General features: G+C 44.3%; 19 protein-coding genes. 9 read left to right on the top strand and 10 right to left on the bottom strand.

Annotation, left to right across the window (positions count from 1 at the left end):
• Positions 1–2: 2 nt before the first annotated feature.
• From D2910_RS15345 to D2910_RS15325, 5 genes are all read right to left on the bottom strand, one after another.
• The gene (locus tag D2910_RS15345; RefSeq protein ID WP_101803328.1) at positions 3–1,484 is read right to left on the bottom strand and encodes a Na+/H+ antiporter subunit D; all 1,482 of its coding nucleotides are present in this window, start codon (positions 1,482–1,484) and stop codon (positions 3–5) included.
• Positions 1,477–1,824: a Na(+)/H(+) antiporter subunit C gene (locus D2910_RS15340; RefSeq protein WP_084242477.1), complete on the bottom strand. Its 348-nt coding sequence runs from the start codon at positions 1,822–1,824 to the stop codon at positions 1,477–1,479. Before D2910_RS15340 ends, D2910_RS15345 begins: the two co-directional genes overlap by 8 nt.
• Positions 1,824–2,246 carry a Na(+)/H(+) antiporter subunit B gene (locus tag D2910_RS15335; protein ID WP_084242476.1) on the bottom strand — a complete coding sequence of 141 codons (423 nt, stop codon included), beginning with the start codon at positions 2,244–2,246 and terminating at the stop codon, positions 1,824–1,826. Before D2910_RS15335 ends, D2910_RS15340 begins: the two co-directional genes overlap by 1 nt.
• Positions 2,233–4,644 (bottom strand): Na+/H+ antiporter subunit A, encoded by a 2,412-nt coding sequence (locus D2910_RS15330; RefSeq protein WP_117314104.1) that lies wholly within the window; start codon positions 4,642–4,644, stop codon positions 2,233–2,235. The genes D2910_RS15335 and D2910_RS15330 overlap by 14 nt, the downstream gene beginning before the upstream one ends.
• Before the next feature lie 257 nt (positions 4,645–4,901).
• The gene (locus tag D2910_RS15325; protein ID WP_117314103.1) at positions 4,902–6,134 is read right to left on the bottom strand and encodes an MFS transporter; all 1,233 of its coding nucleotides are present in this window, start codon (positions 6,132–6,134) and stop codon (positions 4,902–4,904) included.
• 130 nt (positions 6,135–6,264) lie between these two features.
• Between D2910_RS15325 and D2910_RS15320 the strand changes: the two genes are divergently transcribed.
• Positions 6,265–6,987 carry a peptidylprolyl isomerase gene (locus tag D2910_RS15320; RefSeq protein WP_117314102.1) on the top strand — a complete coding sequence of 241 codons (723 nt, stop codon included), beginning with the start codon at positions 6,265–6,267 and terminating at the stop codon, positions 6,985–6,987.
• A gap of 53 nt (positions 6,988–7,040) precedes the next feature.
• On the opposite strand, the gene D2910_RS15315 is transcribed toward D2910_RS15320, so the two are convergent.
• Complete coding sequence (locus D2910_RS15315; protein ID WP_117314101.1) at positions 7,041–8,210, bottom strand: MalY/PatB family protein; 1,170 nt, start codon at positions 8,208–8,210, stop codon at positions 7,041–7,043.
• A gap of 75 nt (positions 8,211–8,285) precedes the next feature.
• On the opposite strand from D2910_RS15315, the gene D2910_RS15310 reads away from it, so the two are divergent.
• On the top strand, positions 8,286–8,546 hold the full coding sequence (locus D2910_RS15310; protein WP_117314100.1) for a DUF1871 family protein: 261 nt from the start codon (positions 8,286–8,288) through the stop codon (positions 8,544–8,546).
• 46 nt (positions 8,547–8,592) lie between these two features.
• Here D2910_RS15310 and D2910_RS15305 read toward each other — a convergent pair whose 3' ends face one another.
• Complete coding sequence (locus tag D2910_RS15305; protein ID WP_084242470.1) at positions 8,593–8,811, bottom strand: helix-turn-helix domain-containing protein; 219 nt, start codon at positions 8,809–8,811, stop codon at positions 8,593–8,595.
• A gap of 100 nt (positions 8,812–8,911) precedes the next feature.
• Complete coding sequence (locus tag D2910_RS15300) at positions 8,912–10,246, bottom strand: sodium-dependent transporter (RefSeq protein WP_117314099.1); 1,335 nt, start codon at positions 10,244–10,246, stop codon at positions 8,912–8,914.
• Between the two features lie 151 nt (positions 10,247–10,397).
• Between D2910_RS15300 and D2910_RS15295 the strand changes: the two genes are divergently transcribed.
• Together D2910_RS15295 and yugI are read left to right on the top strand one after the other, a co-directional pair.
• Complete coding sequence (locus D2910_RS15295; RefSeq protein ID WP_117314098.1) at positions 10,398–13,022, top strand: RNA polymerase sigma factor; 2,625 nt, start codon at positions 10,398–10,400, stop codon at positions 13,020–13,022.
• An 88-nt stretch (positions 13,023–13,110) separates the two neighbouring features.
• On the top strand, positions 13,111–13,485 hold the full coding sequence (gene yugI, locus D2910_RS15290; RefSeq protein WP_084242467.1) for a S1 domain-containing post-transcriptional regulator GSP13: 375 nt from the start codon (positions 13,111–13,113) through the stop codon (positions 13,483–13,485).
• Between the two features lie 146 nt (positions 13,486–13,631).
• On the opposite strand, the gene D2910_RS15285 is transcribed toward yugI, so the two are convergent.
• Positions 13,632–14,948 (bottom strand): sigma 54-interacting transcriptional regulator, encoded by a 1,317-nt coding sequence (locus D2910_RS15285; RefSeq protein WP_117314097.1) that lies wholly within the window; start codon positions 14,946–14,948, stop codon positions 13,632–13,634.
• A gap of 140 nt (positions 14,949–15,088) precedes the next feature.
• Between D2910_RS15285 and pruA the strand changes: the two genes are divergently transcribed.
• The 4 genes from pruA (at position 15,089) to D2910_RS15265 (ending at position 20,506) form a co-directional block, all read left to right on the top strand.
• A complete protein-coding gene (pruA, locus tag D2910_RS15280; protein ID WP_117314096.1) occupies positions 15,089–16,633 on the top strand; it encodes an L-glutamate gamma-semialdehyde dehydrogenase in 1,545 nt (514 codons plus the stop codon).
• A 78-nt stretch (positions 16,634–16,711) separates the two neighbouring features.
• On the top strand, positions 16,712–17,905 hold the full coding sequence (locus D2910_RS15275) for an ornithine--oxo-acid transaminase (RefSeq protein ID WP_117314095.1): 1,194 nt from the start codon (positions 16,712–16,714) through the stop codon (positions 17,903–17,905).
• An 82-nt stretch (positions 17,906–17,987) separates the two neighbouring features.
• The gene (locus D2910_RS15270; RefSeq protein WP_084242463.1) at positions 17,988–19,232 is read left to right on the top strand and encodes a Glu/Leu/Phe/Val family dehydrogenase; all 1,245 of its coding nucleotides are present in this window, start codon (positions 17,988–17,990) and stop codon (positions 19,230–19,232) included.
• A gap of 110 nt (positions 19,233–19,342) precedes the next feature.
• Complete coding sequence (locus tag D2910_RS15265; RefSeq protein WP_117314094.1) at positions 19,343–20,506, top strand: iron-containing alcohol dehydrogenase; 1,164 nt, start codon at positions 19,343–19,345, stop codon at positions 20,504–20,506.
• Positions 20,507–20,544: 38 nt separating this feature from the next.
• Here the strand turns inward: D2910_RS15265 and D2910_RS15260 are convergent, their stop codons facing one another.
• Positions 20,545–21,282 carry an MgtC/SapB family protein gene (locus tag D2910_RS15260; protein ID WP_117314093.1) on the bottom strand — a complete coding sequence of 246 codons (738 nt, stop codon included), beginning with the start codon at positions 21,280–21,282 and terminating at the stop codon, positions 20,545–20,547.
• Between the two features lie 105 nt (positions 21,283–21,387).
• On the opposite strand from D2910_RS15260, the gene D2910_RS15255 reads away from it, so the two are divergent.
• Entirely contained in the window at positions 21,388–22,290 is a 903-nt protein-coding gene (locus D2910_RS15255; RefSeq protein ID WP_117314092.1) for a DMT family transporter, read from the top strand.
• Positions 22,291–22,586 lie beyond the last annotated feature (296 nt).

Genomic DNA, 22,586 nt, shown 5'->3' with positions numbered 1-22,586 from the left:
ATCTACTCCTTAAATACCGCTTCGATATAAAGCGTTGGATTCAGCAGCACTTCAGCCGCACCAGAAACGAATGGCATGAAGAGTTCCGCACCGACTCCGAAGAATACCGTAATGGCAACCAGTATCATCGAAGGAATCAACATAGCTTGATATGCTGATTTTTTCAAAGGTTTTGTTTCGACAGGTTCACCCCAGAAAGCGTAGATGAATATGCGAACCGCACTTAACAAAACAATAAGGCTTGTTGCAAGAATGACAATGCTGCCCCAGAATTGAGGGCCTTCAAAGCCGCCTTGTACAATCAATAATTTACCTGGGAATCCGCTAAGGGGCGGGATGCCCGCTAGGCCGAATGCAGCAACCAGATAAGTCCAGCCAAGGACCGGATAGGTTTTCATCAGTCCGCCCATTTTGCGCAGATTGGAAGTACCGAATATCACAGCTACAATTCCGACAAGGAAAAATAACACCGCTTTAATCATCATGTCATGAATGAGGTATAGAATCGAACCTTGAACGCCGGCTTCATTCAGCTGTGATACGCCGAACAGGATGACTCCGACCGCAATGATAATGTTGTAGATGATGATTTTCTTTACATCGAAATAGGCAAGTGCACCGACACAGCCGGCCAGAATGGTCAGAATGGCAATGATGGCCAATAACTCATGAGTAAATCCGACATTCATGGTAAAGAACAGCGTGTATGTACGCATGATGGCATAGACGCCTACTTTAGTCAGCAACGCTCCGAATAATGCAAGAATCGGCATCGGAGGCGCATGATAAGAAGCAGGAAGCCAGAAGTACAATGGAAAAATCGCGGCTTTGAAGCCGAAAACCACCAGGAACAATACAGCAATAACCGTCAGGATACCGGTGTTCTCGATCTGCGGTATTTTGATGGCCAGATCCGCCATATTCAATGTGCCTGTCACTGAGTACAGCAGCGCGACAGCAACCACAAATAATGCGGATGAGATAATATTTACCAGTAGATACTTGATCGATTCACGAAGCTGCTGGCGTTCACCGCCGTGGACGATCAGTGTATACGAAGCCATCAGCAGCACTTCGACAAAAACGAATAAGTTGAATATATCACCCGTGGTGAATGCGCCGTTGACACCTGTCAACAGGAACAGCACTGCAGGGTAGTAGAACGACTGCTCACGTTTTATGCCGATGGTCGGGAAGCTGTAGAGTACCACAAACAGCACAATCAGCGATGTCGTTACGACCAGTAACGCCGAGAACAGGTCGGATACCATTGATATACCGAATGGCGCCGGCCAGCTGCCGAGCGTCACCACTTGTATCCCGTCATTATAGACTTTGAACAACAGGAATAGAGAAGAGGTCAGAGTGGCCAAAGCACCGAGTAATGCGAATAAACGCTGCATTTTGATTTTATTTGGAAACAACATCAGGATTGTAGCCATTATCAATGGAATGATGATCGGGAACAATAATAGATTACTCATGGTCTTCAGTTCCTTTCAGCAATTCCATATTGTCAGTACCAAGCTCCTGATAAGCCCGGTATGCAACAACCAGAAAGAAAGATGTAACAGCGAATGAAATAACGATCGCTGTCAATATCAGAGCCTGTGGCAGTGGGTCTGCATAATCGGAAACAGACACGCCGTCCGCGACAACCGGCGGCGATTCCCCGCCAAGGCCGCCCATTGTCAATAGAAGCAAATGGGCGCCATGGCTGAGGAGGCCGGTACCGATGATGATGCGGATCAGGCTTTTTGAAAGCATTAGGTAAACAGCTGCCATAAATAGAAAACCGATGACAACCGACATGATAATTTCCATTATTCATCCTCTCCAATCGTTTGAATAATGGTCATCGTAACTCCAACAACAACCAAATAGACACCTGCATCGAACAGCATAGCTGAATGCAGGGAAGTTTTGCCGAATAGCGGCAAATCGAAATAATCATATGCGTGTGTAAAGAACGGAACATCAAACAGGATCGATGCGGCAGCTGTTGCAATCGCCAACAGCAAGCCGACAGAAGTCATTACGACATAATTGACCGGAACGATTTTTTTGACTGTCTGGATTCCGAAGGCAAGCATCAACAATACGATGGCGCTAGCTGTCAGCAAACCACCGACAAATCCGCCGCCTGGAGTATAATGCCCAGCAAAAAAGATGTGGACAGCAAACATTAGAATGATGAAAGTTACGACTTTCGTAACCGTTTGAAGCATGACATCATTTGTTTTCATGCTGACCCTCCTTTTTCGTAAGCCTCAGCTTAATCAGAGTAATGATGCCGATTCCTGCAATTCCAAGAACACCGATTTCAAATAAAGTATCAAATCCTCGATAATCGACAAGAATTACGTTGACGATGTTTCCGCCGCCCGCTTCCTTGTAAACCGTCTCTTTATAGAATTCGGAAATGGAAGGGAGGGCTTTTCCGGAATGTGCCGCCAAGGCGACCAACGTCATTGTGACACCCACTCCAAACGCAATTAGCGCGTTTCCGAAACGGAAGCGCATACGTTCTTCTTTTCTGCTGATCTGTGGCAGATGATAAAAGGCCAACAGGAACAATGCAACGGAAATGGTTTCAATGACCAATTGAGTCAACGCGAGATCCGGTGCACGGAAAATGACGAAGAACAAGGCCACTGAATAACCGACTGCTCCCAGCGCGATAATTGCGGTAAGACGGGATTTTGAAAACAGGATTGTCACAGTCGAACCGACAAGTGCCAGCATGATGACGATTTCGTACAAACCGACCGGAGCAGTATTATTCATATCAATCGCGAATGCGTCATTTAAAACAAATGTGCCAAGTACGATAATGACAAGGAAACTGAACATATAGACAAGATATGAGCGGATAAAGCCTGTCATATAAGTTCGCGAGAAGCGGTTCGCTCCTGTATCGCTCAGGAACATCAAATTATCGTAGAGGCTGTTCAACGTATTCGGGAAGCGATCATACAGATGCTGCCATTTGCGGAGCGTCCAGAACATCAGGCCGCCAACCGTAAAAATAGCGATGGTCATCCATAGTTCGGTCGTAATGTATCCATGCCAAGCAGCAACGTGTACATCTACTGCCTGCGGCGAATCATACATGAATGGCTGAATAGCGGCTACAGCTGGCTTAACGAGCCATTCACCGACAATATTCGGTATGAAGAAGATGACAACTGCCAAGATAGCCAGAAAGACCGGTGAAATCAGCATGCCTTTAGGCGCTTCATGTGCCGGCTTCGGCAATTCTTCGGGTTTGTGTTTTCCAGCAAACGTATGGAATACGAAATAAAAACTGTAGATGAATGTGAAAACTGATCCGATCCAAGCGATGACCGGGAACATGATTCCCCAGACATCCATTGAGAATAAATCAAACTCAGTTAAAGCGACCATACCGGTCAGGAACATTTCCTTGCTCAGGAAACCGCCGAAAGGCGGCAAGCCCGCCATCGAAAATGCGCCAATCATAGCTACTGTGAAACTGATCGGCATCAAACTCATCAATCCGCCAAGTTTGCGGATATCGCGTGTTCCGGTTTCATGGTCGACTATTCCAGCAATCATGAACAGGCTGCCTTTAAAGACAGCATGGTTGATCAAGTGGAAGATCGCCGCAAAGCCTGCGTAGTTCAATGCGATTTCTGTAGCGTTTTCCACATGGAAGCCAGCAGCGGACACGCCGAGCAGCGACATAATCAAACCAAGCTGGGAAACAGTAGAGAATGCCAGAATGCCTTTCAGGTCTTTTTGCTTCAAAGCGAAGAAAGAACCCCAAAGCATGGTGAACAAACCGATTCCCGTGACCAGCCATACCCAAGTGCCGGATGCGGCGAATATAGGGGTGAAGCGGGCAACCAGATACAAACCGGCTTTTACCATAGTTGCGGAGTGCAGATAAGCACTGACTGGCGTTGGTGCCTCCATGGCATCAGGCAACCAGATATAGAACGGGAACTGTGCAGATTTCGTAAAGGCTCCAAGAAGAATCAGCACGAGCGCCCAGACGAAAAAGTCGTGGCTAACCAATTCAGGCGCCTGAGAAATCAGCTCACGGATTGAATAAGTGTTGCCCATGATTCCGAGCAGCACAAAGCCCCCAAGCATCATCAGTCCGCCAAACACAGTGATCATCATTGACTTCAACGCCCCGAATCTTGAACGGTCGCGCGTATACCAATATCCGATCAGCAGGAAAGATGAAATGGAGGTCAACTCCCAGAACAAGTACAGCGAAATCAGGTGGTCAGACTGAACAACCCCGAGCATCGCTGTCATGAACATCAGGAGATACACGTAAAAATTATGTAATTGTTCACGGTACTTATCCAAATAGAATATGGAATAAAGTACGACCAGTGCTCCAATGCCCGTGATAAGCAATGAAAACAATAAACTCAATCCGTCGATATAGGCGATGAATGCGATATCAAGCGAAGGAATCCATTGCAGTTCGGACACACGATTGCCGCCTTCTGCAATTGAGGGTAGCAAAGTGGAGTAATAGATGAATAGAGCTGCTGGAACCAACAAGACGAACCAGCCCGTATGGATCTGTCCGACTTTTTTGAACAGCAGCGGAATAAACAAGGCTGCAATTATGGGCAGAAAAATTAATAATACGAGTGACAAAAGAATCCTCCTTTCAAGCATAAACATGATGAGTTGCTAAAAAAATTATAACGTAAATTCAGCCGCTTTGCATTGTTGGGCGTTTATTTAGAAGGAAACGGACACTTTTTCAATGGTTTATAAAGATAGGAAGAAACTCACTCGGAATTTCGAAATTTTTTTTAGGCAGATTTAATTTTTTGAACATAAAAAGACGGACTTCAAGATGAAATCCGTCTTTCGGAAAAAAATATGTCTGCAAAATTCACATTTCAAATCTACATGGATTTCATTTCTTGCTCAAGGAGTACGTCCTCGAAATCCTGATCCGGTTTAGCCAAAGTGAAGCGCAGGAAGGCAAAAGCCAAAACGAACAACACACCGGTAACGATGAAGACGGAAGAAATTCCGATGAAACCGCTGACGATACCACCGAAAACCGGACCGATTATGTTTCCTAGAAAACGGAAACTGGTGTTGTAGCCCATGATTTCACCCTGTATTTCAATTGGAGCTTCCCGCCGCATAAGTGCAGTAGTAGTTGGAATCATACCGCCAACTGCAACACCAAACAGCAAGCGAAGCACCATCAATTGCCAGAGATCCGTAACGAAAGCCTGCGGCACGATAAAGGCGAAAGACAGAAGTAGCAAAAAGCCAAGAACCTTTTCGTAGCCGATCGAATCGCCCAGCCGTCCCCAGCGGCGAGCGAAAAGCAGATTGCCGACACCAGCGGCACTGAATGTTACACCAGCCAGGAAAGCTACCTGTGAACTGTCGACTGTCAACTCTGCAACATATAATGATAATAACGGTTGGATACTGAAATTGCCGATCTGGATCAATGAAGTGATAATCATGACATTGATCAGTAGGCGATGATGGAGGATTCCCTGAATAATGGTTTTGCGCGCATAGACATGGGCATCTTTATTTGCAATCTTTTTAGTTTCCTTGATTCCAATAGCCACAAGAGATGCCGCAATACCGATGACAACCGCTGTAATTATGAAAGTATAATCAAAACCGAAAGAGTCGGCCATGAGACCGCCGATCACGGGACCGAACAAAGTGCCGGAAACACTGCCCATCTGCAGCGTGCCAAGCGTTTTACCAGCAATCTCCTTAGGTGTCTGTGTGCTCACAAATGCCAGCGAAGTCGGGATGAACCCAGTGACAACCCCCATGAACAGTCGGATTATGAATAATTCGTGGACTGAATCTGCGGCGCCCATGAGGTAGATGCTGATGGCAATCCCGAAACCATTGATGATGAGTATCGGTTTATAGCCGTACCGGTCTGCGATGCGTCCCCAAATAGGCGACATGAACAGAGCTGCAACAAAGGTGACGCCAAATACCAGCCCTGCCCAGCGCTGGACATATTCAGCTGAAAAGTCGCCGAGCGATTCTATATATAAAGATAAAAAAGGCATAATCATCGTAGTGCTTCCCGCTACCAGGAAGTTCGTGAACATGATTATCATGAAATTTCTTTTTTGCACATCCATAGCGGATACCTTCTTTCTGAAACGTGCATCTTCCTCTATTATATATTATTTCGTCACTCGAAAAAAGAAAGATAAATTACCAGTGAATTCCGAAATCTATTGTGCTAGAATAAAGCGGGGTGAATACAAAATGAAAAAATTATTGATGCCCGTATTTATGACGGCTGCCTTGCTGGCCGCATGCGGATCGCAGGAAGCAGATAAAGAAACAAATGAAACAGACAAAGAACCGACAGAACAACAAACTGCTTCGACTGCGGAATCCAGTGGAGATTTTCCGCAATTGACGGATGAAATCGCAGAAGACGAAGCACTGGTGGATATGAACACATCCATGGGGACGATCAAGATCAAATTATTTCCGGAACTCGCTCCCAAAACAGTGGAGAACTTCCTGACTCATGCAAAAGACGGTTATTATGACGGCGTGATTTTTCATCGGGTCATCAAAGATTTCATGATTCAAGGTGGAGATCCTGAAGGAACAGGCCGAGGTGGAGAAAGCATCTACGGTGAAGGCTTTGAAGATGAAATTTCAGATCGTCTCTATAATTTCCGCGGAGCATTATCTATGGCAAACGCTGGCCCTGGAACAAACGGCAGCCAGTTTTTCATTGTCCAGCTTCCGGAATTGCCTGAAGAAGGAATGCCTTCTGCCGAAGTTCCTGACGAAGTCAGGGAAGAATATGCCGCAAATGGCGGAACACCTTGGCTTGACGGCAAGCACACTGTATTCGGACACGTGGTCGAAGGCATGGATATCGTCGATGCCATCGCTGAAGTCGAAACGATTCACGGAGACCGTCCGGTTGAAGATATAGTCATCGAATCAATCGACATAATCCAGGAATAGCAAAAAGGAAGATCCCCTGTGGATCTTCCTTTTTCTTGCTTATAGGAGCATTTTCATCCAAGTGCTTTAATGATGCGGTTGACTCCGTCTTCGAGGACTGATGGAGGACATGCGACATTCAGACGCAGGAATCCCGTGCCGGCTTCGCCGTACTTAGAACCAGGTTCCAACGCAACTTTGCCGACGTTCAGCAGTTTATCCATGATTTCGGATTCTTCCATTTCAAGTCCCCGGCAGTCCAGCCACATCAGATAGGTAGCTTCAGGTTTAGGCGCTTTAATTGCAGGGATGGCTGCATTCAGGTTGTTGATCACCATATCCATATTGGAAGAAAGGACATCCAGTAATTCATCGAGCCAGACATCTCCTTCTTCATATGCCGCTTTTAAAGCGACCGGTGCAAAGGCGTTCATCATGCCGGTGCCATTTGCAGCGGCATGATTTTCCAGGCGCATCCGTTTTTTTGGATCTGTAACGATCAGCATCGAAGCTTGAATGCCGGCCAGATTGAAAGTTTTGGTTGGTGCGATGCAAGTGAAAATACGGTGCGCCTGATCACCTGCTAATTGGGCCAATGGAATATGCAGATGTGGTTTCAGAACCAGGTCTGAGTGGATTTCATCCGAAATGATCAGTACATCATGTTTTTCAGCCAGGCGAAGTATTTCTTTCATTTCATCCTCTTTCCATACTTTTCCGCCGGGATTATGCGGATGGCAGAAGATGAAGAAGGTGGCTTTTGAAAACTTTTCTTCCAAATCAGTGAAGTCGAAACTGAATTCGCCGTCTTTCTCTATCAATTCGCTGTAAAGCACTTTTCTTCCCTGGTTTTGCGGAATTGAAAAGAATGGCGGGTAGACGGGCGGTGTAACAACCACTGCGTCTCCTGGATTGGTAAATACTTGCAGAATGGCGGCAATCGCAGGAATGACTCCGGTTTGGAACATGATTTCATCATTTTTGATTTGCCAGTCATTGCGCTTGGACTGCCAGGCTGCCACCGCGCTCTTAATCTCTTCATCCATGTACGTATAGCCAAGGATCGGATGCTCAAGCCTGTTTTTAAGCGCTTCCGTAACAGGGGGAGGAGCTGGGAAATCCATGTCTGCGACCCATAGTGGCAATATTTCTGATGCATCTTCCACTTCGTAGATCATCTCCATCAGATCCCATTTGACTGAGCGGGTTTTTCTTCGTTCATGCACGTCTTCGAATAAACTCAACACAATCTCCTCTTTTCTTTTAGGTTTCTATGATATTATAGCTGTTAGCACAACAGAATGTTAGGTGAAAAACTTATGGTTAACGAAGAAATGAATAAGCAGGCTGGAATTATAATGGAAGAATGGGACCCTCTTGCTATGGGCGGAGGTATGTATAGTAATCCGATTATCGATGTGATTGAACAGCTGCAGCTGCTTGATGATCCGAGTGGACTGGCGAAACAGATCCAAAGCATCTATCAAATCTCATTCGGGATCTGGATACCGCTGGAGAAATGTGTGGCTGTTTCCTATAAACTGTTGGCATTGAAATTTGAAGCGAAAAACATCATATAATTAGAAAAAGAGTTTCCGGCTATTGATGGCCGGAAACTCTTTTTCTTTATTGTTCTACAGGTTCCATTCCGTCCAGCAGATTGGAAGCGGGAACTTCAAGTGCATTCGAAAGCTTCATGATGGTCTGGACAGAAGGGATTTCCTCTCCTGTTTCATATGAGTGAAGTCGCGCCACTCCGACTCTTGTTTTTAAGGCAAGATCGTCGAGGGACAAATTGCGCTCTTCCCGCAGGAATTTAAGCTGGGCGTGTAAATCTTTACGCATATTCATACACTCCTTTTTTAAATGGTACTTTCTTCTAAATAAAGCATAACATAAAGCAAGCGTTTCGTTTTGCGAAATTATGTCATTTTCAGAACAGTTATCAGAAGATACCGATGATTCCCTGCACAAAGACAAAAATAATCGCCACTGGCGCAACATAGCGTAAAAGTACACGCCAGACATCCACAAGCCGTTGCTGTTCGTGCATTTCAGCATGCGCGTCTTGCTTGGTCAACACATAGCCGGCAAATAACGAGATGAATAGCGCTCCCATCGGCAGGCCGATTCGGCTCGTCAAAATATCAATGAAATCGAAGAATGTGTAGCCGAAGAATATTGGATCTGAAAAGACGCCGTATGATAATGCGCTCGGAATCCCGACAATGAAAATCGCGAGTCCCGCAAGCCATGAAATTTTACCGCGTTTATCATATTTATCCTTGACTGCTATCGAGACAGTGATTTCAAGCATTGAAATGGAAGAAGTCAATGTTGCGAAAAGAAGCAGGATAAAGAATAGGATGATCAGGAACTGGCCCATGAATAATTCATTGAATATTGCCGGCAAGATGATAAACACAAGACCTGGTCCCTGGTCCGGCAGATAATCCAAAGCAAAGACGGCCGGAAAGATAATCAGTCCCGCCATAATCGAAATGACGATGTTCAATGTAACGACACTGACTGCGGAACGGCCCAGATTTTCTGTCTTCGGCAAATAGGAAGCATAAGTGATCATCCCCGCAACTCCGACACTCAGTGAAAAGAACGCCTGACCAAGAGCGGTCAATGCAGTATCAAAATTAAAGAAAGACCAGTCCGGCACAAACATGAACTTTACGCCTTCCATTGCCCCGTCCAATGTCAATGATCTGATCATCAGGATGACGAAGAAAATCAGCAACGCCGGCATCATGATTTTGCTGGCACGTTCAATACCCGATTTGATGCCGCCTTGTACGATGAAAATCGTCAAGAACATGAATGCGGCTTGTGCTATCAGGACTTCTAAAGGATTCGCGATGATATTCGTGAACAATTCCCCAAAGCCGCTGTCGCTGTAATCGGATAATTGGAATAGGATCGCTCTTACCAGGTAGGAAAGGATCCATCCGCCGACTACACTATAGAAAGACAGGATCAGGAACGCAAAGATGAAGCCTGACCAGCCGATCAGAAACCACGGTTTACCAGGTGCCTGTTTCTTAAGACCGGTGACGGCATCAGCCTGTCCCCGGCGCCCAATGACAAATTCTGCGAGCAATATCGGCAGTCCGATGAATATGGTGCTGATGATGAATAATAATATAAAAACACTGCCCCCGTTGGCCCCCGTTTCATAAGGGAATTTCCAGATTGCACCCAGTCCGATGGCACTTCCGGCAGCCGCCAGGATGAATCCGAGTTTTGATGCCCATTGCTCACGTTTCTCCATTGTTTTCACTCCTATTTCAAGTAGATTTTTTCATTCTACACGAGCAACCCGCAAAAAAATAGATAAATTTGAAACTTCACTGATTTCGTAGCGTATAATAAACATATAAAGGAAGAGATTGAATATTTCAATTTTAAAAGGGGTTCTTCGAATGCAAACAGATGATTTGTTAAATAGAGCAAAAGCGGGTGACAAAGAGGCGTTGATTGCCTGGAGCAGGAGCTTTGCGCCAGCGATTGCCCAGTTCGCATACCAAGCCGGCATTGTAGAAGAGAACATGAGCTATTTTCGGCTGCAAGTCCTTAAGGATTTCAGCAACAACATTAAAGCCATTGAAGCAAATAACGCTGACAATAAAATATACGAATCGGCATTTCGAATATTGAAAGACGAACAGCTGGCTCAAAGTGAAAGGTCCAATGAACTTGCTTTGAAGTTCGAGGAAGATAAAGAAACACATAAAGCGATCCAAGAGATTTCGCTAATTGAAAAATTGGCGCTGATCCTTTTTCAATTCCATGGGAAAGATTATCACGATGTTGCGGAAATCCTAGGTCTATCTGAAAGCTCCGCTGATTCGGCTATAAGTGAAGCGCAGACCGAATTAAAAAAGTCCCTCATTATTGAAAGTGATGGAGATGTGCAAAAGCGGCTGGACTTACTTGCAAAATCCTATAGCAGAGTCCAATTCACCGAAATGGATGAGATTATACCTGAAGAAGTAATCGTGGCAGAAGAACTGCCTGCTGAAGTGAAAAGAGAAGAGAAAACATCGGTCAATAAGAAAACATTGGCTACTTTAGCTGGTATAAGTTTATTTCTGTCAACAGTAATCGGCGCTTCCTTCTTATTCAACGAGCAGCCTGCCGAAACTCAACAGTCAGCCGCAGAAGAAGAGAATCCGACGACCGTCACCAAGGCGATGGTCCAAAAATGGGAAGCTGAGTACGAAGAGATCCGTACAGCAGCACCTGAAAGCCTTGGTTTATCGATGGAAACTTTCGAACAGCTGGAATATGTCAAAAAAGCGGATGCTCTAAAAGAGCGTACTTTCAGCCGCCAAAATGTAAAGCAGCTTCAGGATGATCCTGAACGGATGCAGGAACAGGTCGATGTCCTGATGTGGAATATCCATACGCCGAAAGGGATGCTTGATTCTGTTGAGAACTATAGAATCTTAAGTTCAGAAACCAGTAAATTCCTCGTGATTTATACGGAAAAAACAGAGCAGTTGATGACAATAGCCGACGGTTTGCTGGAAAAATATAAAGACGAACTGATGACGGCGGAAGTGAACGGTCTGCTGTCTCCGGAAAAACTCATGCATAGCCGTCAGGCCTATCCGGAGGAAATTGAAAATCTGACATCTTCTTTAAGGGAATATACTTTCCAATATTCAGTCCATCCCAACGAAGAGCGCTTCCGTACTATGAGGGATATCACCAAATTCTATCAAGTACATCCATTTGGGTCGGATATGATCAGCAGTCAATACCTGGAGATTCTGTGGAGTACGCCAGTTTTTGACGAGACGGGTATGCTATGGCCGGTGGAACTGTTGCCCCAAACGATCGTTACGATGTCGGTATTCATGAGTGATCCGCTTGCAGATCCGGTATTGAAAGGTGAAGTTGAGCCACAATTGCTGACTGCTTTCTTTACATTATTGAAAGGGGACGAACATATCGAAGTTTTTGACGATAAAGGAGTGGTGAAAGAAGAATTTCAGATTGCCTGGGAAAGTTTGCTTCAGTACAACAGCAATCCGGTCACTTTTTTGATGTTGCCGATTCTGGAAGAATTCGAAGAAAGCGGCTGGAGAGAATCCGCGCATTACGACCAGCTTGCATACCCGGATATTCTTTATGCAATTGACCTGGAAAACAGCGGCGAACTGGCTGCAAAACTGCCAAATGGCGATTTGCAGATAGAAACAATGAGATTTGATTTGGAAGACTACGATTACAGCGATATTCAACCGCTATATGAGGAATTCTCAGCAACATACGATCTTCAACTTCTGTCTGGAGTTGAACCGATGGACATCATCAAGCTGTATTATTATGCCAATAAAATTGAAGATATTGAAACGATGTGGCATCTGAAAGCTGATGATGAGCTAAAGCCATCTTTAGAGGAGTACACCAAAAAGTGGAGAGAACAACCAGAGATTACGGAGACCATGCGAAACATAGAGATTTTCAGTGATAATTTGCACCGACAAGGCAGAAAAATTTATATTACAGCTTTCGGACAGCCTGTCGAAGCCGGCATTGAATATCAGATGGGAGCCAATTACTTTACCCTAATAACTGAACGGGACAAAATTTGGCTGATGCAGCATCAAATAAACGAGCATTACACTAAAGAAGAAAATTTCGAAGGTTATGACGCCAATGTCCAGAACTACTATAAGAACATTGCAGAGAGCGGAAATAGAGATGCCATCCATCTGGCTACTCCAGCAGAAATTGCTGGTATTTTCCTGCTGGCTCTCGAAAATGAAGACGTGAAAACGATGAGATTGCTGGTGAATGAAATGGATGATACCATCAGCGACGACATGTTTAAGCAACGATGGATGAATGGCCATCTGATAGCTTATTCGAAAATGACCGGTATTTCGTTTACTGCAGATGCTATTAACGCTGGCTCTGATCGAATACATGGCGGCGTCGATATCAGTATGAAATCAGATTCAATGGATGACAGGCGCTATTTACAGATGGAAAAAGTGGAGGATTCCTGGATGATTTTAGACATGTTCGGCTATTAATTTTACGAAGCTCATCTATCTGTGCTATAATATACAGATGCCAATAGGTGTATAGGATAATATAGATAAGACTAGGAGCGGGTAGAACATGACAAAAGCATATCAAACAGGTGACACAGTATCAGGTAAAGTAACAGGAATCCAGCCATACGGAGCTTTCGTGGCACTCGACGAACAGACTCAAGGCTTGGTCCACATCTCTGAAATTACTCACGGTTACGTAAAAGAAGTAAGCGAGTATCTGTCAGTTGGACAGGAAGTTGATGTTAAAGTTTTGGAAGTTGATGAGAAATCGAAAAAAATCAGCCTTTCAATCCGTGCATTACAGGAGCAGCCACCAGCGGCTCAACGCACAGAAAAGCCGAAACAATCACTTCAGTCGCATGTAAACGAAAATGATTCAGAAGGATTCAATTCGTTGAAAGACAAAATGCAAGAGTGGATCAAGCGCTCTGGACAGTAAGAAAAGCGAAAGCGCCCGTTAAGCTCTGAAAGGCATAAGCCAGAACAGCGGCGCGGTCCTGACCGCAGAGCTGGGCTGGCTTATGTCCCGAAGAGCTGGGTGCTGGAGTCTAGAGAGTAAGAAAAACGAAAAATGAAGCACAGACATCACGTCTGTGCTTCATTTTTTTTTATTTTCCGTAAGCGGTACTGCAAGTTCTGCCGGCTCATGCCAAGTGACGCAGCAGCTTTTGTGACATTGCCGTTATGCAGGTCCATCGCTTTTTGCAGGTAATAGATTTCAGCTTCAAACAAATACTCTTCCAGTGGAAGCAGTTCTTTATTGGATTGCACAATGAAATCCTCCGGCTGAAGAGTCCCTGTCATTTCTGTTTTCAACTTGAAATGGTAGGGGAGCAACTCTACACCGACCGTTTCTTCAGTCGTCAGCATGGAAGTGATTTCATCGAGCAGCAACTCCAATTCCTTCAAATTCCCCGGCCATTCATAAGATAGCAGCAATTTTTCAACCTGTCCGTCAACCCGCCGCACCATGGAACCGAATTTCATCCGGTGCCGCGAGAAATAATCAGCGACGAATGGGAGGATGTCTTCTTTTCTTCTGCGAAGCGGCTGAATGGGAATAGCTATCGCTGAAAAGAAATAATACAGTTCCTTCAATAACTTCTGAGCCGCTATCAATTCTACGGGATCTTCACCGACACTGGCGATAAAATAAACATCGCTGCCAGAATGTTCCTTGACCATTTCAAGAAGTTTCAATTGCAAAGGGATCGACAGCATATCAATTCGCTCGCAATATACAGTACCGCCAGCCCGGTTCTTCATTTCCGCTGATAACTGAGTGATCGAATCCGTTGAAGTGCCGTGGGAAAAGAGGATCGACATCTCTTCAGACCCATCGTGGTGTGCACGGTGTATTGCCTCAGCGATCAATTCCTTGCCTGTGCCTGATTCGCCAACCAACAGGACGGGCAGTTTTGCCAAAGCCGCTTTCTCGGCTGTAGCAATCACTTTTTTCATGCTTGCCGAAACTGCCGTGATGCTATTGAACGTAATCGGTTCCTCATATTTCTTCAATGGCTGATAGACGACCTTCTCTAAAGTCGTAACATCCCGCGCCAATTCGATGGCGCCGATCATTTGGCCGTTTTCGTACACGGGATATGTGTCGTTGATTGTTGTGATTTCCTGTCCTTTGCGATTCCAGTACGTTTGTTTGGAATTCAAAACCGGAGACCCGCTTTGCAGAACTTTCAGCAAAGTGCTTTCAGCTTGGTCAAAACGGAACATTTCCAGCAGCGACCGATCAGCCAATTCCTCAAAATCGAATCCTTCGATATCTTTCATCTTTTTATTGTACAAAATCGTCTTCCCTTTCGGATCAACAGCATGGACACCTACTCCCACATGCTCTGAAGCGAATTTATAAAATGGGTTAAGATCCACTTCCACTTGCTTCATATTAGCCACCCCAAAATTTTTTTAATATTTCAAATGAAAATGCTTGAATTATGCAGAGATCTTTTGCATTATTATAAGTGGAAACGCTTTATTAGTGCAAATTTTTTTTGCGCTTAAACCATATTCAAGGAGGATTTATAATGATTCCCTACAAACACGAACCATTCACAGATTTCTCGATCGACAAGAACCGCAACGATTATTTGGAAGGCTTGAAAACTGTCGAGGCATACCTTGGCCAGGACTATCCATTGATCATCGGTGGAGAGCGAGTGACGACTGATGATAAAATTGTTTCATTCAACCCGGCAAATAAGGAAGAGATTATCGGCCGCGTTTCAAAATCAAACAGAGATTTGGCTGAAAAGGCGATGCAGTCTGCCGATGAAGCCTTTAAGACTTGGAAGAAAGTAAAACCTGAAGTACGTGCAGATGTATTGTTCAGAGCAGCGGCAATCATCCGCCGCCGCAAGCATGAATTTTCAGCTTTGCTGACAAAAGAAGCAGGCAAGCCATGGAACGAAGCGGATGCAGACACTGCAGAAGCAATCGATTTCCTTGAATATTACGGCCGTCAGATGCTTGAAATGAAAGATGGCAGACCAATGGAAAGCCGTCCAGGCGAATACAACCGCTATGACTATATTCCTCTTGGAGTAGGCGTTGTCATTTCACCATGGAACTTCGCATTCGCGATTATGGCCGGTACGACTGTTGCGGCAATGGTTGCCGGCAATACAGTCCTATTGAAACCAGCTTCTACAACACCTGTAGTAGCATATAAATTCATCGAAGTGCTTGAAGAAGCAGGTATGCCAAAAGGCGTCGTTAACTACATTCCAGGACCAGGTTCTGAAGTAGGCGACTACCTTGTAGACCATCCGAATACTCGCTTCATCTCATTCACAGGTTCAAAAGAAGTAGGTCTTCGCATTGCGGAACGTTCTTCTAAAGTGAATGAAGGCCAAATCTGGATGAAGCGCCTGATTGCCGAAATGGGCGGTAAAAACACGATGGTCATCGATTCTGACGGCGACCTTGAACTTGCAGCGCAGTCGATTGTAAAATCAGCATTCGGTTTCAGCGGACAGAAATGTTCTGCAGGATCCCGTGCAGTTATCGTTGAAGATGCTTATGATCAAGTACTTGAGCGTGTAATCGAATTGACGAAAGAATTGACGATCGGTGATCCGGTTGATCAAAACAACTATATGGGGCCGGTCATTGACGGCAACTCTTATAAAAAAATCATGGATTATATCGAAATCGGCAAAGGCGAAGGCCGTCTGGTAGCAGGCGGAGACGGAGACGATTCAAAAGGTTTCTTTGTAAACCCTACAGTTTTTGCTGATCTTGATCCAAAAGCCCGCATCATGCAGGAAGAAATTTTCGGGCCGGTTGTCGGCTTGATGAAAGCGAAAGATTTCAAAGAAGCGATCGATATCGCCAACAACACCGAGTACGGTTTGACTGGTGGCGTAATCACGAACAACCGCGAACATCTTGAATACGCGCGTGAAGAATTCCACGTAGGTAACCTATACTTCAACCGTGGATGCACTGGCGCAATCGTCGGCTATCAATCTTTCGGCGGATTCAACATGTCAGGTACAGATTCAAAAGCGGGCGGACCTGATTACATCGCGCTTCACATGCAAGCAAAAACAACTTCCGAAATGTTCTAATCAGCATTTTAATGGGTAGGTAAATATAGATGAGAAGGCAGACTGATGGTCTGCCTTTTTCAAAAGGAGGAATTTTTAATGACTAAGACACAAGAGATTATCAACCAAACTGAAAAATACGGTGCACCGAACTACCATCCGCTTCCAATCGTCATTGCGGAAGCTGAGGGTGTATGGGTAAAAGATCCGGAAGGCAATAAATTCATGGACATGCTGTCTGCGTATTCCGCTGTCAACCAGGGCCATCGCCATCCAAAAATCATACAGGCGCTGAAAGACCAGGCTGACCGTGTGACACTTACTTCGCGTGCTTTCCATAACGATATGTTGGCGCCGTGGTATGAAATGATCTGCAAAGTTTCCGGCAAAGAAATGGCTCTGCCGATGAATACTGGTGCAGAAGCAGTCGAAACGGCTGTGAAAGCAGCTCGCCGCTGGGCATATAATGTTAAAGGCGTTGAAGAAAACAAAGCGGAAATTATCGCCTGCGAAGGAAACTTCCACGGCCGTACGATGACAGCTGTTTCATTGTCATCAGACCCTGAATACCGCAAAGGATTCGGACCGATGCTTCCAGGCATCAGCATTGTTCCTTACGGTGATTTGGACGCTTTGAAGAATGCGATTACTCCAAATACAGCTGCATTTTTAATCGAACCGATCCAAGGCGAAGCAGGAATCATCATTCCGCCGCCAGGATTCATGAAAGCTGCAAGAGAACTATGCCGTGAAAACAACGTGCTTTTCATTGCTGATGAAATCCAGGCTGGTCTTGGCCGTACGGGTAAAATGTTCGCTTGTGTATGGGAAGATGTTGACCCTGACATGTATATTCTGGGGAAAGCACTTGGAGGCGGCGTATTCCCGATCTCCTGTGTTGTAGCAGATCACGAAATCCTTGGTGTTTTCAATCCGGGTTCCCACGGTTCAACATTCGGCGGAAATCCATTGGCATGTGCGGTATCCATTGCGTCAATCGAAGTTCTGCAGGACGAGAAGCTGGCTGACCGTTCACAGGAACTGGGCGAATATTTCATGAATCAACTGAAAGAAATTTCACATCCTTCTATTAAAGAAGTTCGTGGACGCGGTTTATTTATTGGAATGGAATTGAATGAAGCTGCACGGCCATATTGTGAAGAATTGAAAGAACTCGGTTTATTGTGCAAAGAAACACATGATACGGTTATCCGATTCGCGCCGCCGTTGGTTATCAGTAAGGAAGACCTTGACTGGGCTTTGGAGCGGATCCGCAAAGTATTCACTAAATAAGATCTATATGGCAAACGCTTACTGAACTGTGTTACACTGTATGCGGAGTAATTACTAAAATACAAAGAGGCGAACTAATAAAATGGCTGAAAACTTGAACTTGTTGACGTCAACGCAGAACGTTATCAGAACTGCATTGGAAAAGCTTGGATACGAAGAATCGATGTACGAACTACTGAAAGAACCTATGCGAATCATGGAAGTCCGTATTCCGGTTCGTATGGATGATGGAAAAACGAAAGTATTTACAGGATTTCGTGCACAGCATAACGACGCGGTAGGACCTACTAAGGGGGGCGTACGCTTCCACCCGGATGTCAATCGTGAAGAAGTTATGGCTCTATCCATGTGGATGACTTTGAAATGTGGTATTGTCGACCTTCCATACGGCGGCGGTAAAGGCGGGATCATTTGTGATCCGCGTGAAATGTCCATGCACGAGATTGAAAAGTTGAGCCGCGGTTATGTCCGTGCCATCAGTCAGATAGTTGGACCGAACAAAGATATTCCAGCACCGGACGTCTTTACGAATTCACAAATTATGGCCTGGATGTTCGACGAATACAGCAAAATTGATGAATTCAACTCGCCTGGTTTTATTACAGGCAAGCCGATTGTACTTGGCGGTTCGCAAGGACGCGACAAAGCGACTGCACAAGGTGTTACAATTGTCATCAATGAAGCAGCTAAAAAACGCGGTCTAGAAATGAAAGGTGCGCGTGTAGTAATCCAGGGATTCGGCAACGCTGGCAGTTTCCTGGCGAAATTCCTTCACGATGCTGGAGCTAAAGTTGTCGGCATCTCTGACGCATATGGTGCGCTGCACGATCCGAACGGCCTGGATATCGATTATCTTCTTGATCGCCGGGATAGCTTTGGAACGGTGACAAACCTGTTCGATAACACGATCACTAACAAAGAATTATTTGAACTTGATTGTGATATCCTTGTGCCTGCTGCAATCTCTAACCAGATTACAGAAGAAAATGCCAATGATATCAAGGCTTCAATTGTTGTTGAAGCAGCCAACGGCCCTACGACAGCAGAAGCGACGAAAATGCTTACTGATCGTGGAATCCTGTTGGTGCCTGATGTTCTGGCAAGTGCCGGCGGCGTTACTGTATCCTACTTTGAGTGGGTGCAGAACAACCAGGGCTATTACTGGACACAGGAAGAAGTGGACGAAAGACTTAATAAGAAATTGGTTGATGCTTTCGAAAACATCTACAATGTTGCTACTACACGTAATATCGATATGCGTCTCGCAGCCTATATGGTTGGAGCCCGCAGAACAGCTGAAGCCGCGCGTTTCCGTGGCTGGGTATAAAACATCGAAAACCGCTTGGATTTTAAATCCGGGCGGTTTTTCTAATCCAATCTTTTGCAATTGAAAATCAGAAGCTACATAATAAGTGAGGAAAAGGAGGCTGAATTATTTTGAATAAATTCACATTTTACAATCCGGTTAAACTAATTTTCGGTAAAGGCCAACTAGAGGCTATCAAATCTGAGTTGCCTCAATACGGCAATAAAGTTCTCGTTGTATACGGCGGGGGAAGCATCAAGAAAAACGGCTTATATGATGAAGTTATGGAAAATTTGGCTTCTGCAGGAATGGAAGTATTCGAACTTGCGGGTGTAGAGCCGAATCCTCGTTTATCTACAGCAAAAAAAGGCATCGAAATCTGCAAAAAAGAAAATATCGACGTACTATTGGCTGTAGGTGGAGGTTCAGTCATTGACTGTACCAAACTTATTGCCTCGGGAGCTAAATATGACGGTGATGCATGGGACTTTGTTTCCCGCAAAGCCCAGCCAAAAGAGGCCTTGCCATTCGGAACGGTGCTGACACTAGCTGCGACAGGCTCGGAGATGAATGCTGGATCAGTTATTACTAATGAAGAAACACAAGAAAAATATGGGTGGGGTAGTCCTCTTTCATTCCCGAAATTCTCGGTATTGGATCCTACATATACAATGACTGTTCCTGAAGACCAAACGGTTTATGGGGTTGTTGATATGATGTCCCACATGTTCGAACAATATTTCCACAATGCAAAAAATACGCCAGTGCAGGATCAGATGATCGAAGGGGTATTGCGGGCAGTGATCGACACAGCTCCGAAACTTATGGAAGATCTGCAAAGCTATGAACACAGAGAAACGATTCTCTTTGCAGGAACTATGGGATTGAATAACTTCTTGCAAATGGGTTATAACGGAGACTGGGCGACGCATAATATTGAACATGCGGTTTCTGCGGTCTATGACATCCCGCATGCAGGAGGTTTGGCAATTCTGTTCCCGCACTGGATGCGCCATAATGTCAAAGTGAACCCAGAGAGATTTGCTCAATTGGCTGTCCGCGTATTTGGAGTTGACAGTGAGGGCAAGTCTGATGAAGAAACAGCTCTGGAAGGCATTGATCGTTTGTCGGCATTCTGGACGTCGTTGGGAGCGCCATCTAAACTTGAAGACTACAAGATTGATGACTCCAATTTCGAATCCATTATCGAAAAAACATTGGTATATGGAGAGTTCGGCAACTTCAATAAGCTGAATGACAAAGACGTGCGTGAAATCCTGCAAGCGTCCGTTTAATATAAAAACTGCTTGAGCCATTCAGCTCAAGCAGTTTTTTAATTCGTGATTTCAATATCCACTTGTTCGACATTTTCGATGGAATATAAATCCTGATATAAATCCAGCGTATCTTTTTCTTGAAGATATGAAACGCGGATAAAAAGTTCATGGTAACCTGACCCAGTATTTTTTTCATTATCTGGATGTGTAATGGAAATACCTTCGATGGCAATCCCGGATTTTTTAAGCTCATCAATGACTGGTTTGATATATTGTCTTTCTACTATAAATATTGTTACATTTGCTTCGGTCATCCGGAGTCGCGCAGGTCCCAGCTTAATCATCAATGGCGGCAATAGTTCTATAGCCAGCAATACGATCAGAACTGCAAGTGTAGCTTCTAAATAAAAACCGGCTGCGACAGCTATGCCGATACCTCCAGCACCCCAAATCATAGCAGCGGTGGTCAAACCCGATATGGAATCATTTCCTCTTTTAAGGATTACTCCAGCTCCAAGAAAACCGATTCCTGAAACAATCTGCGCGGCTAAACGTAAAGGGTCCATCGTAATATTTACATTTTCATATTCACTGCCTTGCGCAATATATGCTGATTCGATGGATATAATAGTTAACAGACAGCTGAATGTAGAAATTACAACACTCGTTTTTAATCCGACGGGCTTCCGTTTTAATTCTCTTTCTAATCCAATAACTAAACTGAGTGCAGCTGCAATAAGCAGTTTGAGAAAAGTTTCTACAGAAGAAATCTGTAAAGCACTGAAAAATTCCATTAATAAACCCCCGCTCTTTATTTCTGGTTGCTTCTATTAGTTGTAAATGGCAAACTAAACTTTAATGATTTAATTACATCAGAGAATGAAATTTGAGGTGCAAGCATGGAAAAACCAGCAATCCATCCCTATATTCCAATTATAGTAGGTGTAATATCAGTTGCAATGTCTGCAATATTTGTGAAAATGACAAATGCTGACTCAGGAGTGACTGCATTTTATAGAATGTTATTTTCAATACTGATCATGAGTCCATTATTCTTTTTTAAATATACCCATGAAGTAAAAAAGCTAAGCAAAAGAGATTGGTTCTTTACAACCATAGCCGGTATATTTTTAGCTTTTCATTTTATACTATGGTTTGAGTCTTTAAACTATACCAGTGTAGCTAGCTCGACGGTGCTGGTTACATTGCAGCCACTATTTGCATTTGCTGGCACTTATTTTTTCTTTAAAGAAAAGTTGTCTGTCAAAACAATTGTTTCAGCACTTATAGCAATCGGCGGCAGTGTTTTAATAGCATATGGAGATTTTAAAATAAGTGGACAAGCATTATTTGGCGATATTCTAGCGTTGATTGCCTGTGCATTAATAACAGCTTATTTATTATTCGGCCAGGATATCCGAAAACGTCTTTCGTTGGTGACGTATACATTTGTAGTTTATGGCGTTAGTACAATAACATTATTCTTCTATATAGTTTTAAAAGGTGAATCTTTTGGACCGTATCCAGCTCAAGAATGGATGTGGTTTGTGCTTTTGGCTATTATCCCAAACCTCCTCGGGCATACGCTCTTTAATTGGGCGTTAAAGTGGGTGAGCACCAATGTGATATCCATAGCAATACTTTTTGAACCAGTTGGGGCAGCTATATTAGCTTACTTTATACTTGGCGAGTATTTGAACGCCAGCCAAATCATAGGTGGAACAGTAGTGATTTTGGGGATAATGTTCTTTATAATAGACTATGAAAAAGTAAAAAAAATCTTTTTTAAGATTTTCCCTTGATTTTTATCGTTCAAGGGTTTATATTAATACATGTCCTTAAAACAGCCCGAAAAAATATTTTAAAATAGTATTGACTTCGCCGCTTAAACAGGATATATTAATAAAGTCGCCAATGAGCGCGGCGTTATCATTTGAACCTTGAAAACTGAACAGCAAAACGTCAACAAACAATCTACTGATCAGTGCAAACAGATCAAAGCGAATCGTGCGTTCTTCGGAACGGCGATGCGCCAGCAGTATTGAGCAATCAACTACTTCTATAATGGAGAGTTTGATCCTGGCTCAGGACGAACGCT

The sequence above is a fragment of the Planomicrobium okeanokoites genome (assembly GCF_003428875.1).
Lineage (GTDB): Bacteria > Bacillota > Bacilli > Bacillales_A > Planococcaceae > Planococcus > Planococcus okeanokoites.
The sequence above is the reverse complement of the archived record's forward strand: the minus strand, read 5'-3'. Positions and strand labels throughout refer to the sequence as shown.

Bases quoted from the DNA above. Each gene is read 5' to 3' on its own strand.
- D2910_RS15345 (WP_101803328.1), bottom strand. From the start codon at position 1,484: ATGAGTAATCTATTATTGTTCCCGATCATCATTCCATTGATAATGGCT.
- D2910_RS15340 (WP_084242477.1), bottom strand. From the start codon at position 1,824: ATGGAAATTATCATGTCGGTTGTCATCGGTTTTCTATTTATGGCAGCT.
- D2910_RS15335 (WP_084242476.1), bottom strand. From the start codon at position 2,246: ATGAAAACAAATGATGTCATGCTTCAAACGGTTACGAAAGTCGTAACT.
- D2910_RS15325 (WP_117314103.1), bottom strand. From the start codon at position 6,134: ATGGATGTGCAAAAAAGAAATTTCATGATAATCATGTTCACGAACTTC.
- D2910_RS15320 (WP_117314102.1), top strand. From the start codon at position 6,265: ATGAAAAAATTATTGATGCCCGTATTTATGACGGCTGCCTTGCTGGCC.
- D2910_RS15310 (WP_117314100.1), top strand. From the start codon at position 8,286: ATGGTTAACGAAGAAATGAATAAGCAGGCTGGAATTATAATGGAAGAA.
- D2910_RS15305 (WP_084242470.1), bottom strand. From the start codon at position 8,811: ATGCGTAAAGATTTACACGCCCAGCTTAAATTCCTGCGGGAAGAGCGC.
- D2910_RS15300 (WP_117314099.1), bottom strand. From the start codon at position 10,246: ATGGAGAAACGTGAGCAATGGGCATCAAAACTCGGATTCATCCTGGCG.
- D2910_RS15295 (WP_117314098.1), top strand. From the start codon at position 10,398: ATGCAAACAGATGATTTGTTAAATAGAGCAAAAGCGGGTGACAAAGAG.
- yugI (WP_084242467.1), top strand. From the start codon at position 13,111: ATGACAAAAGCATATCAAACAGGTGACACAGTATCAGGTAAAGTAACA.
- D2910_RS15285 (WP_117314097.1), bottom strand. From the start codon at position 14,948: ATGAAGCAAGTGGAAGTGGATCTTAACCCATTTTATAAATTCGCTTCA.
- pruA (WP_117314096.1), top strand. From the start codon at position 15,089: ATGATTCCCTACAAACACGAACCATTCACAGATTTCTCGATCGACAAG.
- D2910_RS15275 (WP_117314095.1), top strand. From the start codon at position 16,712: ATGACTAAGACACAAGAGATTATCAACCAAACTGAAAAATACGGTGCA.
- D2910_RS15270 (WP_084242463.1), top strand. From the start codon at position 17,988: ATGGCTGAAAACTTGAACTTGTTGACGTCAACGCAGAACGTTATCAGA.
- D2910_RS15260 (WP_117314093.1), bottom strand. From the start codon at position 21,282: ATGGAATTTTTCAGTGCTTTACAGATTTCTTCTGTAGAAACTTTTCTC.
- D2910_RS15255 (WP_117314092.1), top strand. From the start codon at position 21,388: ATGGAAAAACCAGCAATCCATCCCTATATTCCAATTATAGTAGGTGTA.